The following is a 15,830-nucleotide window of genomic DNA, read 5'->3' as shown; positions in this document are numbered from 1 at the left end:
CGGGCTCTGGTTCCATCGGCCGGTGAAGCCTAGATCATCCCCATGACCCATGCCGACACCGCTGAAGCCTTCGCCGCGCGTCGTCAGGCGGCGACGGATCGTATCCGGGCTGCGACGGGTATTGATGAAGCCATGATCGACCGGCTGGTCGAGACTTTCTACGCGCGGGTCCGTGATGACGCCCTGATCGGCCCGATCTTCGCGGAGCGGGTCGAGGACTGGGGATCGCATCTGGCGCAGATGAAGCTGTTCTGGTCATCCGTCGCCTTGTCCACCGGCGTCTATGAAGGGCGGCCGACGCCGAAGCATCTGCCTCTGCCCATCGACGCCGGCCATTTCGACCGTTGGTTGGCCCTCTTCGAGGAAACGACCCGAGAGGTCTGCCCGCCGACGGCCGCCGCCCACTTCATGACGCGCGCCCGACGCATCGCCGAAAGCCTGGAACTGGGCGTGGCCAACGCCAACAACGTCCTTCTTGGACCAGGCGAGCGCTACCGGCGGCGCTGGACGCCGCAGGGCTGAGCCCTATTGCGCGCCCTTGGCCATTCCGGCTTCAGGGGCGGGTTGGACGACCTGGACCGGCGGCTCGGCCATCATGGTGGGGGTGATATGGAAACCGAGCACTTTCCAGACCGCCCCCTCTTTCCGGAACACAGTGCTGACAGTCAGGGTGCGGTCGGGATACTGATAGGTCTGGGCGACCTCATAGGTCGAACCGGTGGCGCCGGCATTGGCGCGCCAGCCTGCGACGGTCCCGGCAGGCAGCGGGCCTTCGGGAACCAGGGTCTTCATGAAGGGCAGTTGGGCGCGGACGTCAGCCGGATTCACCTGCATCGACATCTTGCCGACCAGCACATCGTCACGGTCCGCGATCAGGTCCTCCATCAGGGCCCGTGCATCCGCTTCCCGTTCGGGGCTGGCGGTGGCGGCAGGCAGGCCACACGCCGCGACGCCCGCCGACATCATCACCGCCGCGATGACCGGAACCGCTCTGAACATTCGAACTCTCCCCACTTCCGAAGGGGCACACTGTCAGGCGGTCCCGGGGGGCGCAACCGAAGGGCTGCTGCCATCTGCTGTCAGCAGTCTGGCGAAAGCGGTTGTCGGTTCCTATAATGTTCTTGCTGATTTCCCCAAACCATCCCCCATATAGCGCTGTCGCGCCGGACCCTACCCGGCCCTCCCCGCGTTCCCGGAATCCATGACCGAAAAGCACAACTTCATCCGCGTCCGCGGCGCCCGCGAGCACAATCTCAAGGGTGTCGATCTCGACATTCCTCGCGAGAAGCTGGTGGTGATGACGGGCCTGTCGGGCTCGGGCAAATCCTCGCTCGCGTTCGACACCATCTACGCCGAGGGCCAGCGCCGTTATGTCGAGAGCCTGAGCGCCTATGCCCGCCAGTTCCTGGAGTTGATGGGCAAGCCGGATGTGGACCTGATCGAGGGCCTGTCCCCGGCGATCTCGATCGAACAGAAGACCACCTCCAAGAACCCGCGCTCGACCGTCGGCACCGTCACGGAAATCCACGACTACATGCGTCTGCTGTGGGCGCGCGTGGGTGTGCCCTATTCGCCCGCGACGGGGCTTCCGATCGAGAGCCAGACCATCTCGATGATGGTCGACAAGCTGACGGCGCTGGCCGACGGCGAGCGCCTCCTGCTGCTGGCCCCGGTCGTGCGCGGTCGCAAGGGGGAGTACAAGAAGGAGATGGCCGAGTGGCAGCGCGCGGGCTTCCAGCGCGTGAAGATCGACGGCGAGTTCTACGCTATCGAGGACGCCCCGGCGCTGGACAAGAAGTTCAAGCACGACATCGACATCGTCGTGGACCGGATCGTCACCAAACAGGGGCTGGAGGGCCGTTACGCCGACAGCCTGCAGACCGCTCTGGGTCTGGCGGACGGCATCGCCGTGGCCGAATGGGCCAACACCATGGAAGGCGAGACCGGCCCACGCCGGATCACCTTCTCCGAGAAATTCGCCTGCCCTGTTTCGGGCTTCACCATCAGCGAGATCGAGCCGCGGCTGTTCTCGTTCAACAACCCGTTCGGCGCCTGCCCGGTGTGCGACGGTCTGGGCGTGAAGCTGGCGTTCGATGCGGATCTGGTGGTGCCGGATCGCGACAAGACCCTGCATGCGGGCGCGGTGGCGCCGTGGTCGCGCGGGCCCTCCCCGCTCTACACCCAGACCTTGCAGTCGCTGTCGACCCATTACGGCTTCTCGATGGACAAGCCGTGGCGGGAACTGCCGGGCAAGGCCCAGACCGTCATTCTGCACGGCTCGGGCGGAGAGAAGATCAAGTTCGTCTATGACGACAATGCCCGGAAGTACGAGACGCTGAAGGCCTTCGAGGGCGTGTTGCCGAACCTTGAGCGCCGCTGGCGCGAGACGGACTCGGCCTGGGTGCGCGAGGAGTTGGGCCGGTTCCAGTCCGAGACGCCCTGCGAAGCCTGTGGCGGCAAGCGTCTGAAGCCTGAGGCGCTGGCGGTGAAGATCGCCGGCGAGGACATCGCCGAGGTGTCATGGCTGTCGATCAAGCACGCCCACGAGTGGTTCCAGAGCCTCAACGGCAAGCTGACCGACAAGCAGATGGAGATCGCCCGGCGGATTCTGAAGGAGATAACCGACCGGCTGCGCTTCCTGAACAACGTCGGCCTGGACTACCTGAACCTGTCCCGCAGTTCGGGCACCCTGTCCGGCGGCGAGAGCCAGCGGATCCGTCTGGCCAGCCAGATCGGTTCGGGCCTGACCGGCGTGCTCTATGTGCTGGATGAGCCATCGATCGGCCTGCACCAGCGCGACAACACGCGCCTGCTGGAAAGCCTGATGGGGCTGCGCGACCTCGGCAACTCGGTCCTTGTGGTCGAGCATGACGAGGAAGCCATCCTGACCGCCGACTACGTCATCGACATGGGGCCGGCCGCCGGCGTCCATGGTGGGCAGGTCTGCGCCCAGGGCACGCCCGCCGAGGTCATGGCCAATCCCAACTCGCTGACGGGCAAGTATCTGACGGGCGAGCGCGAGATCGAGCTGCCGCCGGAAGGCCGCCGTCCGATCAATCGCAAGCGGATGCTCAAGGTCTCGGGCGCGACCGGCAACAACCTGAAGAACGTCACGGGCGAGATTCCGGTCGGCCTGTTCACCTGCGTCACCGGGGTGTCGGGCGGGGGCAAGTCGACCTTCACCATCGAGACCCTGTACAAGGCGGCCGCGCGGCGTCTGAACAACGCGTCCGACGCCCCTGCCCCGTTCGACCGCATCGAGGGGCTGGAGCATTTCGACAAGGTCATCGACATCGACCAGTCGCCCATCGGCCGCACGCCGCGCTCGAACCCGGCCACCTATACCGGCGCCTTCGGTCCGATCCGCGACTGGTACGCCGGGCTCCCGGAATCCAAGGCGCGTGGATACGGTCCCGGCCGGTTCTCCTTCAATGTGAAGGGCGGACGCTGCGAGGCGTGTCAGGGCGACGGCCTGATCAAGATCGAGATGCACTTCCTGCCGGACGTCTACGTCATCTGTGATGTTTGCCACGGCAAACGGTACAATCGCGAAACGCTGGAGATCGTGTTCAAAGGCAAGTCCATCTCGGACGTCCTTGATATGACGGTGGAAGAAGCCGCGCGCTTCTTCACCGCCGTGCCGTCGATCCGCGACAAGATGCAGACGCTGGAACGGGTCGGCCTGGGTTACGTCAAGGTCGGCCAGTCGGCCACGACGCTGTCAGGCGGCGAGGCCCAGAGGGTCAAGCTGTCCAAGGAGCTGTCGAAGCGGGCCACCGGCAAGACGCTCTACATCCTCGACGAGCCGACCACAGGCCTGCATTTCGAGGACACCCGCAAGCTGCTGGAGGTGCTTCAGGAGCTGGTCGAGAGCGGCAACACCATCGTCGTGATCGAGCACAATCTGGATGTCATCAAGGTCGCCGATTACCTGCTGGACTTCGGTCCCGAGGGTGGCGACGGCGGCGGCGAGATCGTAGCGGTCGGCACCCCGGAAGAGGTCGCGGCCAATGCGAAGAGCTGGACCGGCAAATACCTCAAGGAGGTGCTGGACCGGCACGAAGCCCGGCGAAAGGCGCGCGTCGCTTCCCTGTCGGCGGATGCGCCCGCCAAGCCGGTGAAGGCCAGGGCAAAGGCGCGGGCCTGACGGTCCGCGCTCAAGCCGGGATCAGGCGTCCGGAAGATCCCGGCAGATTGCCGCGAAGGGCGCCCAGATGATGGTCGACACCATCGCCATGCCCAGCGGGATCAGGATGAGGATCAGGAGGGCGCCCAGAGCCGCCCCGGGCGAACCCGCTCCGCCGCCGGACATGGCCACCTGCAACGGCCAGCCGATCAGGATCAGCAGCAGGGCCACCACGACCGCCAGGGCGAAGGTGACGATCATCAGGCCGAGCAGCGGCCAGAATAGCGGTTTCGACAGCGTCCAGCCCTCGGCGAACGCCAGACGTTCCCGATGAAAACTGAGCGGCGCGATCAGGCTCAGACGCACCGAGAGCCAGACCACCAGCGCCGTGACGACCAGCCAAACCAAGGCGCCGACGATCATGTTGGCGCCCGACGCCAGGCGAACCAGGTATTCACCGCCGAGGTTCAGGGCCAGGCTGACGCCGCCGACCAGCACGGTGATCACCAGCATCCGGCCTTCATCGCGCCCGAACCGAAGCGAGCCGAATGAGCTCTGTTCAGGGCGCAGGACGGCGCGATAGACAGCCGTCGCCAGCAGCGCCTGGATCAGAAACACGACCGGGAAGGCCATGAGGGAGGCCCGCTCCATCCCCGCCGTCGCCGCCGCGGAGAGCTTGCTCGCATCACCCTGCGCCGCCGCAAGCTCATCGAGATAGGGCGCGATGATCGGCAGGGCCGCCAGCACGATCAGGAACAGGCCGACCAGCCAGACGGCGCCCCAGAGCGCGACGGCGCCCGGGCGTCGCCGGGTCAGGCGGAAGCCTTCGAAAACGGCTTCTGTGGCGGCGATCTTCATCATGTTCTCCGTGACTCGCCGCCCGTTCTAGAGACCGCCCCACCGGGTGTCAGTGGAAATCGACCCCGACGCGGCCACGCGTCGCGACAGCCCTCAGAACCGGGGGTCGATCGCGCCGGGTTCCTCTTCCGGAAGGATCGTGGGGGCGACGACGTCGCGATAGAAGACCGCGAAAGGTGTGCTCAGAACGGTCAACTGCAGCGCCGCGAAGCCCGCGAACAGGACAGCGCCGACAAGCATCAGCGGCAGGACGGTGCTGGTCACTCTTGAGGGGTCCATGTCGGCGATATCCGGCACGACACCGAAGGCGATCAGCGCGAGGGTGCTGAACGCCGTCACGGCGACCGCATAGAGCACGAACCAGCGCAAGACGGTGGCGGCGCCCAGATCCAGCAGAACCCAGAAGCGGCCGCGGCTGGCCGCCCACGCCCGGCCGAGCGCGAACCGGCCTTCCGCCACGGTGATCGGCCCCAGAAGCGACAGCCGCACCGAAATCCAGACGTAGAAGAAGATGAAGCCGAAATAGGCCGGATAGATCAGGGCCACCACCCACGGCGGCATCGCGCCTGCACCGTTCATGGCGGCGGTTCCGCCCATAATCCCGCCGATGATTCCTAAGATCAGCAGCATGGCGGCGACGAAGCCCAGCGCGATCAGCATATAGGCGCCCATCAGGCGGAACTCGGCGCCGCCCAGTCGCATGAAGAAGAAGCCGGGCTTCTTCGGGGTCAGAACCGCGCGGCAGGTCGCCGCCATCACGATGGAGGCCGCCACCAGGCTGAGAGGTATCGCGATCAGATAGGCGAGGATCACGCTGCTGCCGATCCGGAAGGACTGCGCCGCCGTGGGTTCGGCGTCGCCGATGGCGGTGACCATGGAAAAGACCGCGCCGCTCGCGGCCAGCAGGATCAGGCCGATGCAGACAAAATAGGTGACGCCCCACATGACGACCGCCACCGGCGCGCGACGCATGATCCGGAAGCCTTCGAAGGCGGCCTTGGTGATTGAAAATGTCATCGGCCCCTCCAGCCCTCAAACCCGTCCGGCACCCTAGGTGCACCGTAGCTGTAAGGCCAGCATCCGCCACTGCCGCGATTAAGACACTGGCGTCCCCCGGTCAGGCCGTTAGAACCCCGCCCATGAGCACGACCACCTCTCCCTCTCCCGTCCACGTCATCGGCGGCGGCCTTGCCGGTTCAGAAGCCGCCTGGCAGATCGCCAACGCCGGGGTTCCCGTCATCCTGCACGAAATGCGCGGGGTTCCGGGCGTGAAGACCGATGCGCACCAGACGGACGGTCTGGCCGAACTGGTCTGTTCCAACTCCTTCCGGTCGGACGACTGGGAGTACAACGCCGTCGGCCTGTTGCACGCCGAGATGCGGGCGCTGAACTCGATCATCATGGCTTGCGGCGACGCTCATCAGGTTCCGGCGGGCGGCGCCCTGGCCGTGGACCGTGACGGCTTCTCGCAGGCTGTGACGGCGAAGCTGGAAGCCCATCCGCTGATCACCATCGTGCGGGAAGAGATCGCGGGTCTGCCGCCGGAAGAGTGGGACAATGTCATCGTCGCCACCGGTCCCCTGACCTCGCCCGCCTTGGCCGAGGCCGTGCTGAAGGCGACGGGTGAAGAGAGCCTGTCCTTCTTCGACGCCATCGCCCCCATCGTTCATGCCGACAGTATCGACTTCGATATCGCCTGGCGTCAGTCGCGCTATGACAAGGAAGGTCCGGGCGGAGACGCCGCCGCCTACGTCAACTGTCCGATGGACAAGGAACAGTATGAGGCCTTCATCGACGCCCTGCTGAACGGACCCAAGGCAGAGTTCAAGGACTGGGAGAATGTGCCGTACTTCGACGGCTGCCTGCCCATCGAGGTCATGGCCGAGCGGGGACGAGAGACCCTGCGCCACGGGCCGATGAAGCCGGTCGGCCTGACCAATCCGCGCAATCCGACGGTCAAGGCGCACGCCATCGTCCAACTGCGTCAGGACAATGCGCTGGGCACCCTCTACAATCTGGTCGGCTTCCAGACGAAGCTGAAGCACGGGGCGCAGGCCGAGACCTTCCGCATGATCCCGGGGCTGCAGAACGCGCAGTTCGCGCGTCTGGGCGGCCTGCATCGCAACACCTACCTGAACAGTCCGCAATTGCTGGACAAGCAACTGCGTCTGAAGGCCATCCCGCGTCTGCGTTTCGCCGGTCAGGTCACGGGTGTCGAGGGCTACGTCGAGAGCGCCGCCATGGGGCTGCTGACCGGTCGCCTCGCCGCCGCGCAAGCGCTGGGCAAGGATGTGTCCGCTCCGCCGCCCGAAACGGCCATGGGCGCGCTGGTCGAACACATCACCGGCGGACATCTGGAGGGCTCGAAGTTCCAGCCGATGAATATCAACTACGGCCTGCTGCCGCCGCTGGAGGCGCCCAAGGTCGACGCCGACGGAAAGCGCATCCATCCCAAGGAGCGGGGGCGCGCCAAGAAGCGGCTGATGAGCCTTCGCGGCCTCGAGGCCCTGAAGGCCTGGCGGGACGCGAACGGATGACAGAACAGACCGAACTGGCGCGGTTGATCGACCGTCGCACGACCCTGATCTATCGCCTCGATCTGATCGCGAAGGGTGCCCGGATCACCTATGACGACGGTTCTCCGATCGATATGGCCTCCGAGAAGGCGCGGCTGGAGGATGAGGTGGCCCGACTGGACCGCAAGATTCTCAGCCTTCAACCGCCCGCCGGTCAGGCTTGAGGCGGAGGACTTCGGATGAGGTCATGGCGTCCTTTCGACTTCGCCCGTCGCGCCATTCGCCAGAAGATCACGGACGTCTTCAACGACGCCGACAAGGGCGAGCGGCCGGTGCTGCGCCGGGCCGACGCCCTGTTCCCGGCTGATGGGGTAGCGGCGCGGGTCAATGGCGATGTCGTCACCATGATGATCGGCGGCGTGTCCGGACTGCTGTTGCAGATGCTACATCCGGCGGTTCTGGCGGGCGTCTGGGATCACTCCGACTTCCGCGCCGACATGCACGGTCGCCTGCGCCGAACGGCCAAATTCATCGCCACCACGACCTATGATCATGCCGAAAACGGATGGGCGATGATCGACAAGGTCAACCGCATCCATGCGAAGCTGGCGGGCGTCCTGCCGGACGGCACGCCCTATCGGGTGTCAGACCCGGCCCTGCTGGCCTGGGTGCATGTGACAGAGACGATCAGCTTCCTTGAGGCGTGGATCCGGTATGGCGAGCCGGACATGTCGATGGCGGATCAGGACGCCTATTTCGACGAGATGGCCCGGATCGGCGCGGCCCTGCACGCCGATCCCCTGCCCCGGACCCGGGCGGCGGCCGAGGCCCTGATCCAGAGCTATCGCCCGCAACTGAAGGCTGATGAGCGCACGCGCGAGGTGGCCCGGATGGTGATGCGGCAGCGAGTGGGGGCGCCTTCGGTGGATGCGGCCGCGGGCGTTATCATGCAGGCCGGTCTGGATCTCCTGCCGGACTGGGCGCAGGCGATGCACGAGCGTCCGCTTGGCCCGCCGCGCGCGCTGACCCGGGGCGCCGCCCTGTCGACCGCGCGCTTCATCCGCTGGGCCTTTCGGGGCTCGCCGAACACCCGTGTTCACCCGCCGGAAGTGACGCGCTACTGACCGCCGGGTTCGGCTCAGACCCTCCTGTCGGCCAGACGGACGAAGTAGACCGCGCCGTAGCCGCCCAGACCCAGCATGGCGAAGGTGACGACGATCGGGACCTCGCCGATGGGGTAGCCGAGGATGGAGGACCAGTACCACTGGAAGCCGGCGAACATCGCCATGGTCAGCAGCCACGGCGCATAGGCCAGTTTGAAGGCCCGGGCGAAGCCGCGCGGCGGCGTGCCCCCGGCCCGCATGAAAAACCCGGTGATGGCGGCCGGCGCGGCGGCCAGGCCGAAGACCTGACCCAGCAGCAGGATGATGTCGGCGAATGCGGCCATAGGACGGTCCTCCAGATCAGATCCGGCCGCGCACGGTCGCGGCCACGAGCGTCAGGCGTTTCAGGAACTCCGGCGCATCCGTTCGGACCAACGCCGCCGGAGCGACCGCCGGAAAAGCGGCGACCGGAAGAGCTTTCAGGGCGCTGTTGGCCTGACGACGCAGGGCCTTCGCCTCGTCCCCACGACCGGTCTGGCCCAGACCGCGCACGCGCCCGGCGTCGACGACGGCGGCCTCATGACCTTCACCGGCCAGCACCTGAGCCGCGATCTGCATCGGCCCGACATAGAAGGCGTCCAGGTCATGCGGATCGCCATGCACCCGACCGATGTGGGCCTCGATCAGGGCGTCGAAGGGCGCACGGGGCAGGCCGTGTCGCTCGACCAGACCAGTCAGCGCCTCCAGAACAGGATGGCCCTTGCGGGCGACGCCGCTGAACACGCCGTCCATCTGCTCGGCCCACCAGGTGAAGCGCATTTCAGCCAGAAGGGGCTGGGTCACGCGCGACGGAATGGCCATCAGTTCCGCCTCGAAGGCGTACAGGGTGATCAGATCCGCCCGGGCGCGCGGGTCGGTGACGAACCGGCTGGACAGCCAGCGGTCGATATCGGCCTCCCGGACCTGTGCGTCGAGATCGGTCATGCGTCCTTCGCAAACAAAACGGGGCGGATCGTCAGACCCGCCCCGTCAGATCAATATACCTTCCCGGGCCGGATCAGGGCCGCGAGGCCATGCCCAGCTTGATCGGCTTGGCGTCGTCGGACGGACCGCCGCGCTTCACACCCCACAGCAGGATGATCGGCGCGCCGACGTAGATCGACGAATAGGTGCCGATGATGATGCCGAACATCAGGGCGATGGAGAAGCCGAACAGGGCCTCGCCGCCGAAGACGGCCAGGGCGGCCAGCACCATGACGGCGGTGACGCCGGTGATGATCGTCCGCGACAGGGTTTCGTTCAGCGACAGGTCGATCACGTCGCGCAGTGGCATGGCCTTGTACTTGCGCAGATTTTCCCGGAGGCGGTCGAACACGACGACAGTGTCGTTCATAGAATAGCCGATGACGGTCAGGATGGCGGCCACCATGGTCAGGCTGAATTCGAGGCGGAACACGACGATCAGACCGAAGGTCAGGATCACGTCGTGCACCAGACCGGCCACGGCGCCGAACCCGAACTGGGGCTCGAACCGGAACCAGATGTACAGGAACATCAGGCCGATGGCGGAACCGAGGGCGATCAGTCCGGACATGAACAGTTCGCCCGAGACCTTGGACCCGACGACGTTCACGCCGGAATAGGTGACCTGGCCGGTGGCCTGGCTGATGGCGGTTTCGACGTCGGTCACGACGGCGGTCTGATCACGGCCTTCCGGAATCTGGAAGCGGACGATGGCGGTCGAGCCGTCGTCGATGTTGGTGTCACGCCGGGCGATGCCCTGCACACCGACATCCCCGAGGTCGAGGCGGCTGACAGCGCCGCGCACGTCCTCGAGATTGATCACCTGCCCGGCCGGTTTGGCCACCTCCAGCGAGGCGCCGCCACGGAAGTCGATGCCCATGTTGAGACCGGGCATGAAGCAGGAGACAAGCGCCGCGACGCAAAGGATCACCGAGATGAAGGCCGCCGGCTTCGCATAGCGAACGAAGCGGAAATTGGTCTTCTGCGGCAGCAGTTTGATGAGGGGCCATCCACGCATCGCCATCACTCCGCGATCGGCAGTTTTTTGGGTTTGGCCGTTTTCAGCCAGAACGCCAGCAGCACCTGCGCCACCAGCACGGACGAGATCACCGAGGTGAACACCCCGATGCCCAGCGTCCAGGCGAAGCCGCGAACGGGGCCCGCGCCGGCGAAGAACATGATCGCCGCGGCGACCAGGGTGGTGACGTTGGCGTCGATAATGGTCGCCATGGCCTTGGAGAAGCCGGCGTCCATCGAGGCGATGACGCTCCGGCCGGCACGGGCCTCGTCGCGCATCCGTTCGTAAATCAGCACGTTGGCGTCCACCGCCACCGCGAACGTCAGGATCAGACCCGCGATGCCCGGCAGGGTCAGGGCCGCGCCGACAAGGCTCATACAGGCCACGATCATCAGGCCGTTCAGCACCAGGCCGATGACCGAAATGCCGCCGAACAGCAGGCCGTAGGCCAGGAGCATGAAGACGACGATGATCAGGAAGCCGATGGCGGTCGACAGAGCGCCGGCGGCGACCGCGTCCTCGCCCAGTTCGGCCGACACGGTCCGGCTTTCCTCGACGTTCAGCGGGGCCGGCAGGGCGCCTCCGTTCAGCAGGTTCACGAACTCACTGGCCGACTGGATGGTGTAGTTGCCGGTGATCTGGCCGGTGCCGCCGCTGATGGCGCTGTTGATGGTCGGGATCGAGATGATCTTGCCGTCCAGCACGATGGCGAAGCGGCGGCCGATGTTGGCGGAGGTCGCCTCGCCGAAGCGGCGCGCGCCCTGACCATCGAAGCGGAAGTCGATGGCGATCTGGTTGTTCTCACCCTGCCCCACCGAGGCCTTGGTCAGGTTCTCGCCCGAAACGACGACGCGGCGCTTCAGCAGATAGGGCTGGCCGGTCTCGTCCATCAGGACTTCGGAATCCGGGGGAATGATGCCGCTTTGAAGGGCGCGGGCCGCGTTCTGATAGTCTTCCATCTGGAAGGTCAGCTGGGCGGTCTGGCCGATCAGTCGCTTCAGGGCGGCGGGATCGCTCTGACCCGGAGCCTGAACGACGATGCGGTTCGCGCCCTGACGGGTGATCGAGATTTCCTTGGTGCCGTCGCTGTCCAGACGGCGGCGCACGATCTCGATGGACTGCGTCACGGCGTCAGAGGCCATGGCGTTCATGGTCGCTTCGCTGAAGGCGTAGCGAATGCGGTCGTTGCCCTGACGCTGGACAACCCGGTCGGCCACGCCCCGGGCGTTGCCGGAGATCAGGGCGCCCATGGCCTGTTGGGCCAGTTCCATCTGCGCCGGGTTCGACAGGGTGATGATCACGCCGTCCGACTGACGGTTGATCGTGCTGACGCTGACGTTGGCCTCGCCCAGAACCGTGCGGGCGTCTTCCGCCAGGTTGTTCAGGCGCGCGGCGCGCATGGCCGGAACGTCGACTTCCAGCAGCAGGTAGGACCCGCCCTGAAGGTCGAGGCCCAGGTTCAGGGTGCTTTTCGGCACCCAGCCCGGCAGCGCGTCGCGCTGGGCCTGGGTCAGGAAGTTCGGGACCGTGAAGACGATACCGAAAAGGACGGACAGGGCGAGAAGGATGACCTTCCAGCGCGACAGGTGAATCATGCGGGCTGCCCCGAACCTTTCAGGAGACCAATCAGGCCTTGGCGTCGTTGGCGGCGGCGACGTCGGTGCGGTTCCGCACGTCGGCGATCATCGTCTTGATCACGCGGACGTTCACGCCCTGGGCGATCTCGACCATGGCTTCGTCGGTCTCGACGCGGGTGATCTTGCCGATCATGCCGTTCGACAGCACGACGGTCTCACCACGCTTGACCGACTCGATCATCGCCTTGTGCTTCTTCACCTGCTGCTGCTGCGGGCGCAGGATGAGGAAGTAGAAGAGCGCGATCATCGGCACCAGGAAGATGAACATCGACCCCGGGCCAGCCAGCAATTCCTGCACTTTAGATCTCCGAAACAACGCCGGGCGCGCCCTCGGCGCCGCCCCTGAAAATGAGGCGCGGAACCTAGGGCGCGTCGTTACACTTTGCAACGCGGCGCGAAAGCACGGCCTTCGGGTTGCGCTATCGCGGCAACACGGTCAGCGGGTCAAGCGCCGTCGGCTCGTCGCCGCGCATGCGCCAGGTCTCGAAATGAATCGAGGGGCGTCCGTCGCCGGCGGTTGTTCCGACGGTTCCGACCTGCTGACCCGCCGTCACGGTGTCGCCGTCGCGCACCGTGGCCGAACCGAGATGACCATAGACCGTGCGCCAGCCGTCGCGGTGGACGATCAGGACCGTCAGTCCCTGCCCCGCCAGATCATCGCCGACATAGCCGACGCGACCGGCGGCGGCGGCCGAGACCACGGCGCCGGCGGGGGCGCCGATGTTCACGCCGTTGTTGCGCTCGCCCATTCCGACGGGGCCGAAGCGGCGCAGGATGTCGCCCCGCACCGGCCAGTCCAGCGCCACGGCGCCCGTCGCGGGCGGTGCGGCGACAGGCGGGGCCGAGGCGGCGGGCTGACGCGGGGGCGGCGGCAGGGTCGATGCGGGCGGCGGCGGGGGCGGAGGCGGAACGCCCTCCTCCGGCACGGTCACGCCCATCGGCGACGGCCCGGTCGCATAGGGATCGCCGCCGATGTCCACCGCGTTCGCGGGCAGGACGATCCGCTGACCCGGGCTGATCGCGGCGCGAGGACCGAGGTTGTTGAGGTCGATCAGAACCTGAACCGGGGTCTGGAAGCGACGACCGACGCCGGAAATGGTGTCGCCCGGCTGGATTTCATAGGACGCGCCGGCGACGGAGACGCCCGCCGTTCCGCCACGCGCGGGCGGCGGCGGGGTGGTGAAGCCTTCGGACGAGGGCCCGGCGGCCGGCTGGCCGGCCGGAGGCGCGGCCGGCGCATAGGGCGCGTTCGGCACTTCGGTGTAGGGACGGGTCGGTGCATCGTAGGGACGCGGAGCATTGGAAACCGGCGCCCCCAGTTCTCCGCCCTCGATGCGTTCGACGGGCGCGCCCCGGGGCGGCGGAACCTCGCGGGCCGGATCGGTTGCGCCGCGGACGCCGTCTCCGGTCGGCGCGGGGCCGGTCGGCATGGGGCGGGTCGGATAGACGGGACCGGGCGGCGGCGTCGTGGAGGGCGGTCCGGCGGGCCGGTCGGCGTGGATCGAATAGCGCGGCTCACTCGGATAGCTGGAACAGGCCGCCAGAAGGCTCATCACCCCCGCGACCATCACGATGCGCGTCACGCCCGTTCGATTCATTCACCCGCTCCGCAAAAGCGCCCGACAACCGGGCCGACCTGACCCGGAAAACCGCGCCAAAGTTGGGCGGGAAGGTTAATCAAAGCTTGCGACAGGTCTAACCTTCGCGCGCCGTCCCCTCAACCAGCGGGACAAAACGCACCTCGGTCAGGCTCTCGCGGCGGAAGGATCCGTCCGGCTGGCCCGTATAGCGATGCAGCATCTGGACCGAGCTGCGTCCCACCGGACAGACCAGCACGCCGCCGGGCTTCAGCTGCTTCAGAAGCTCGGTCGGCTCTCCGGGCGCGGCGGCGGTGACCATGATGCGATCGAACGGCGCCTGCTCCGGCCAGCCGAGCCCGCCGTCGCCGTGGCGGGTGATCACATTGTCGATGTCCAGCACCCGCAGCCGGTTCTCGGCCTCGGTCAGCAGGCTGCGGTAGCGTTCGATGGAGTAGACGTAGCGGGCCAGTCGGCTGAGCACGGCGGCCTGATAGCCGCTGCCGGTGCCGATCTCGAGCACCCGATGGCGCTGCTGAACGTCCAGCGCCTGGGTCATCAGGCCGACGATATAGGGCTGGCTGATCGTCTGGGCGCAGTCGATCGGCAGGGCCTGATCCTCCCACGCCTGATCGAGGAACTTCTCGTGCACGAAGACGGCGCGGTCGATCGACTCCATGGCCGTCAGCACGCGCGGGTCCGTGACCCCCTGCTGGCGAAGCCCGAGGATCAGACGTCCGGCGCGGTCGTCGTTCAGCTTCATCGGTCGCCCTTCAACGAGAGGCGTTCGGCATAGAGCAGCAGTGTCCCGGCGCAGCGCTCGTTCGGCACGGGACCGTATCCTGCCGCGAGCACCGCCGGGCCGCGAACAGACACCCGCCGGTCCCACCAGCGGTCTCCCCTCTCCCTGACCTTGCGCGGAAGATCGACGAACAGGCAGCGCCCGTCGTCGAGCTCCAGCACGCCCCGGGCCGGCGCGTCCGGCATGGGGCGTCTCAGGGTTCCCCGAACCGAGCAGAACCCCGGCCCCTCACAGCCGAAGTCGACCTCCGGCCGGTCCGGCCATGCGGCCGTGGTCGTGCAGCCGCCCAGCAGCCCGGCCGTGACCGTCAGGGCGAGCGCGATCCTCATTCGGCCGCCACCGCCTTGGGCGGGACGCCGCCAAGGACCTTCTTCAGGTCGTTGACGCTGGTCATGTGGGTCAGGTCGATGTGCAGGGGCGAGACCGAGATACGGCCCTCGTCCATGGCGCGCAGGTCGGTGCCCTCGGGATGCTCCTGCTTCTCGCCCCGGAAGCTCATCCAGTAGTAGTCGCGGCCACGCAGGTCGGTGCGGCGCACGGCATGCATCTCTCCGATGTCGCGGAAGCCCTGGCGGGTGACCTCGACCTGGGTGACGGCCTCCGGCGGGCGATTGGGGAAGTTGAGGTTCATGACCACGCCGGGCGCCCACTTCTGCTCCAGCAGGCGGGTGATGATGCCGGGCGCGAAGGCCCCGGCGGTCTCCCAGTGGGCGGTGACCTCGTCGTGGAAGCGCTCGAGGCTCTGGGACAGGGCGATGGAGCGGATGCCGAAGGCCATGCCCTGCAGGGCGCCGGCGACGGTGCCGGAGTAGGAGCAGTCCTCCCCGACATTGTGCCCGCGATTGACGCCGGACAGCACCAGATCGGGCTTCCCGGGCATCAGGTCATTGACCGCCAGCACGACGCAGTCGGTCGGGGTGCCGGTGACGGCGAAGCGCTGGGGCCCCAGCCGGTTGACCCGCAAAGGCTCGGTCAGGGTGATCCCCCGCCCCTTCCCGGACTGCTCGACAGCGGGCGCGCAGACCCAGATGTCGTCGGAAAGGGTGCGGGCGATCCGCTCCAGACATTCCAGGCCCTCGGCCTCGATGCCGTCGTCGTTGGTCAGCAGGATTCTCATGATCGACCTGACCTAACGCCAAGGCCGACCCGGCGCATCTGAAAAATGGGGCG

Annotated in this window: 17 protein-coding genes; 5 read left to right on the top strand and 12 right to left on the bottom strand. The window is 66.9% G+C overall.

Features of this window, described 5'->3' with window-relative positions; translation table 11 throughout:
- Positions 1–42: 42 nt before the first annotated feature.
- A complete protein-coding gene (locus ACODRV_RS06400) occupies positions 43–522 on the top strand; it encodes a group III truncated hemoglobin (RefSeq protein ID WP_141626682.1) in 480 nt (159 codons plus the stop codon).
- Positions 523–525: 3 nt separating this feature from the next.
- Here ACODRV_RS06400 and ACODRV_RS06395 read toward each other — a convergent pair whose 3' ends face one another.
- A complete protein-coding gene (locus ACODRV_RS06395) occupies positions 526–999 on the bottom strand; it encodes a hypothetical protein (RefSeq protein WP_141626683.1) in 474 nt (157 codons plus the stop codon).
- A 202-nt stretch (positions 1,000–1,201) separates the two neighbouring features.
- Here ACODRV_RS06395 and uvrA point away from each other — a divergent pair, with 202 nt between their 5' ends.
- Positions 1,202–4,147, top strand: a complete 2,946-nt coding sequence (gene uvrA / locus ACODRV_RS06390) for an excinuclease ABC subunit UvrA (RefSeq protein WP_488907778.1) — start codon at positions 1,202–1,204, stop codon at positions 4,145–4,147.
- Between the two features lie 21 nt (positions 4,148–4,168).
- Here the strand turns inward: uvrA and ACODRV_RS06385 are convergent, their stop codons facing one another.
- Complete coding sequence (locus ACODRV_RS06385; RefSeq protein WP_488907777.1) at positions 4,169–4,984, bottom strand: hypothetical protein; 816 nt, start codon at positions 4,982–4,984, stop codon at positions 4,169–4,171.
- A gap of 93 nt (positions 4,985–5,077) precedes the next feature.
- Positions 5,078–6,001, bottom strand: a complete 924-nt coding sequence (locus ACODRV_RS06380; protein ID WP_488907776.1) for a hypothetical protein — start codon at positions 5,999–6,001, stop codon at positions 5,078–5,080.
- Positions 6,002–6,123: 122 nt separating this feature from the next.
- Between ACODRV_RS06380 and trmFO the strand changes: the two genes are divergently transcribed.
- From trmFO to ACODRV_RS06365, 3 genes are read left to right on the top strand one after another with little or no spacing between them, the layout of a single operon-like run.
- Positions 6,124–7,521: a methylenetetrahydrofolate--tRNA-(uracil(54)-C(5))-methyltransferase (FADH(2)-oxidizing) TrmFO gene (trmFO, locus tag ACODRV_RS06375; RefSeq protein ID WP_488907775.1), complete on the top strand. Its 1,398-nt coding sequence runs from the start codon at positions 6,124–6,126 to the stop codon at positions 7,519–7,521.
- Positions 7,518–7,724, top strand: a complete 207-nt coding sequence (locus ACODRV_RS06370; protein ID WP_141626688.1) for a hypothetical protein — start codon at positions 7,518–7,520, stop codon at positions 7,722–7,724. The genes trmFO and ACODRV_RS06370 overlap by 4 nt, the downstream gene beginning before the upstream one ends.
- Positions 7,725–7,739: 15 nt before the next feature.
- Positions 7,740–8,624, top strand: a complete 885-nt coding sequence (locus ACODRV_RS06365) for an oxygenase MpaB family protein (RefSeq protein WP_488907774.1) — start codon at positions 7,740–7,742, stop codon at positions 8,622–8,624.
- Positions 8,625–8,638: 14 nt separating this feature from the next.
- Here the strand turns inward: ACODRV_RS06365 and ACODRV_RS06360 are convergent, their stop codons facing one another.
- From ACODRV_RS06360 to surE, 9 genes are all read right to left on the bottom strand, one after another.
- Positions 8,639–8,947 (bottom strand): hypothetical protein, encoded by a 309-nt coding sequence (locus tag ACODRV_RS06360; protein WP_488907773.1) that lies wholly within the window; start codon positions 8,945–8,947, stop codon positions 8,639–8,641.
- Between the two features lie 16 nt (positions 8,948–8,963).
- Entirely contained in the window at positions 8,964–9,587 is a 624-nt protein-coding gene (locus tag ACODRV_RS06355) for a squalene/phytoene synthase family protein (RefSeq protein ID WP_488907772.1), read from the bottom strand.
- 73 nt (positions 9,588–9,660) lie between these two features.
- Positions 9,661–10,650 (bottom strand): protein translocase subunit SecF, encoded by a 990-nt coding sequence (secF, locus tag ACODRV_RS06350; protein ID WP_141626692.1) that lies wholly within the window; start codon positions 10,648–10,650, stop codon positions 9,661–9,663.
- On the bottom strand, positions 10,650–12,239 hold the full coding sequence (gene secD / locus ACODRV_RS06345; protein WP_488907771.1) for a protein translocase subunit SecD: 1,590 nt from the start codon (positions 12,237–12,239) through the stop codon (positions 10,650–10,652). The genes secF and secD overlap by 1 nt, the downstream gene beginning before the upstream one ends.
- A 31-nt stretch (positions 12,240–12,270) precedes the next feature.
- Positions 12,271–12,549, bottom strand: a complete 279-nt coding sequence (yajC, locus tag ACODRV_RS06340; RefSeq protein WP_141626694.1) for a preprotein translocase subunit YajC — start codon at positions 12,547–12,549, stop codon at positions 12,271–12,273.
- Positions 12,550–12,700: 151 nt separating this feature from the next.
- Positions 12,701–13,879: a M23 family metallopeptidase gene (locus ACODRV_RS06335; protein WP_141626695.1), complete on the bottom strand. Its 1,179-nt coding sequence runs from the start codon at positions 13,877–13,879 to the stop codon at positions 12,701–12,703.
- A gap of 97 nt (positions 13,880–13,976) precedes the next feature.
- Positions 13,977–14,621: a protein-L-isoaspartate(D-aspartate) O-methyltransferase gene (locus ACODRV_RS06330; RefSeq protein ID WP_141626696.1), complete on the bottom strand. Its 645-nt coding sequence runs from the start codon at positions 14,619–14,621 to the stop codon at positions 13,977–13,979.
- Positions 14,618–14,989, bottom strand: coding sequence for a hypothetical protein (locus tag ACODRV_RS06325; RefSeq protein ID WP_488907770.1), 372 nt, complete (start codon positions 14,987–14,989; stop codon positions 14,618–14,620). The genes ACODRV_RS06330 and ACODRV_RS06325 overlap by 4 nt, the downstream gene beginning before the upstream one ends.
- Complete coding sequence (gene surE / locus ACODRV_RS06320) at positions 14,986–15,777, bottom strand: 5'/3'-nucleotidase SurE (protein ID WP_488907769.1); 792 nt, start codon at positions 15,775–15,777, stop codon at positions 14,986–14,988. The genes ACODRV_RS06325 and surE overlap by 4 nt, the downstream gene beginning before the upstream one ends.
- Between the last annotated feature and the right edge of the window lie 53 nt (positions 15,778–15,830).

The organism is Brevundimonas sp. FG8 (genome assembly GCF_057808845.1).
The sequence above is the reverse complement of the archived record's forward strand: the minus strand, read 5'-3'. Positions and strand labels throughout refer to the sequence as shown.

What these genes read in the sequence shown, in the direction of transcription:
- ACODRV_RS06380 (WP_488907776.1), bottom strand. Translation starts at nt 6,001, where the DNA reads ATGACATTTTCAATCACCAAGGCCGCCTTCGAAGGCTTCCGGATCATG.
- secF (WP_141626692.1), bottom strand. Translation starts at nt 10,650, where the DNA reads ATGGCGATGCGTGGATGGCCCCTCATCAAACTGCTGCCGCAGAAGACC.
- uvrA (WP_488907778.1), top strand. Translation starts at nt 1,202, where the DNA reads ATGACCGAAAAGCACAACTTCATCCGCGTCCGCGGCGCCCGCGAGCAC.
- ACODRV_RS06360 (WP_488907773.1), bottom strand. Translation starts at nt 8,947, where the DNA reads ATGGCCGCATTCGCCGACATCATCCTGCTGCTGGGTCAGGTCTTCGGC.
- ACODRV_RS06385 (WP_488907777.1), bottom strand. Translation starts at nt 4,984, where the DNA reads ATGAAGATCGCCGCCACAGAAGCCGTTTTCGAAGGCTTCCGCCTGACC.
- ACODRV_RS06365 (WP_488907774.1), top strand. Translation starts at nt 7,740, where the DNA reads ATGAGGTCATGGCGTCCTTTCGACTTCGCCCGTCGCGCCATTCGCCAG.
- ACODRV_RS06355 (WP_488907772.1), bottom strand. Translation starts at nt 9,587, where the DNA reads ATGACCGATCTCGACGCACAGGTCCGGGAGGCCGATATCGACCGCTGG.
- trmFO (WP_488907775.1), top strand. Translation starts at nt 6,124, where the DNA reads ATGAGCACGACCACCTCTCCCTCTCCCGTCCACGTCATCGGCGGCGGC.
- yajC (WP_141626694.1), bottom strand. Translation starts at nt 12,549, where the DNA reads ATGTTCATCTTCCTGGTGCCGATGATCGCGCTCTTCTACTTCCTCATC.
- ACODRV_RS06395 (WP_141626683.1), bottom strand. Translation starts at nt 999, where the DNA reads ATGTTCAGAGCGGTTCCGGTCATCGCGGCGGTGATGATGTCGGCGGGC.
- ACODRV_RS06370 (WP_141626688.1), top strand. Translation starts at nt 7,518, where the DNA reads ATGACAGAACAGACCGAACTGGCGCGGTTGATCGACCGTCGCACGACC.
- ACODRV_RS06335 (WP_141626695.1), bottom strand. Translation starts at nt 13,879, where the DNA reads ATGAATCGAACGGGCGTGACGCGCATCGTGATGGTCGCGGGGGTGATG.
- surE (WP_488907769.1), bottom strand. Translation starts at nt 15,777, where the DNA reads ATGAGAATCCTGCTGACCAACGACGACGGCATCGAGGCCGAGGGCCTG.
- ACODRV_RS06325 (WP_488907770.1), bottom strand. Translation starts at nt 14,989, where the DNA reads ATGAGGATCGCGCTCGCCCTGACGGTCACGGCCGGGCTGCTGGGCGGC.
- ACODRV_RS06330 (WP_141626696.1), bottom strand. Translation starts at nt 14,621, where the DNA reads ATGAAGCTGAACGACGACCGCGCCGGACGTCTGATCCTCGGGCTTCGC.
- ACODRV_RS06400 (WP_141626682.1), top strand. Translation starts at nt 43, where the DNA reads ATGACCCATGCCGACACCGCTGAAGCCTTCGCCGCGCGTCGTCAGGCG.
- secD (WP_488907771.1), bottom strand. Translation starts at nt 12,239, where the DNA reads ATGATTCACCTGTCGCGCTGGAAGGTCATCCTTCTCGCCCTGTCCGTC.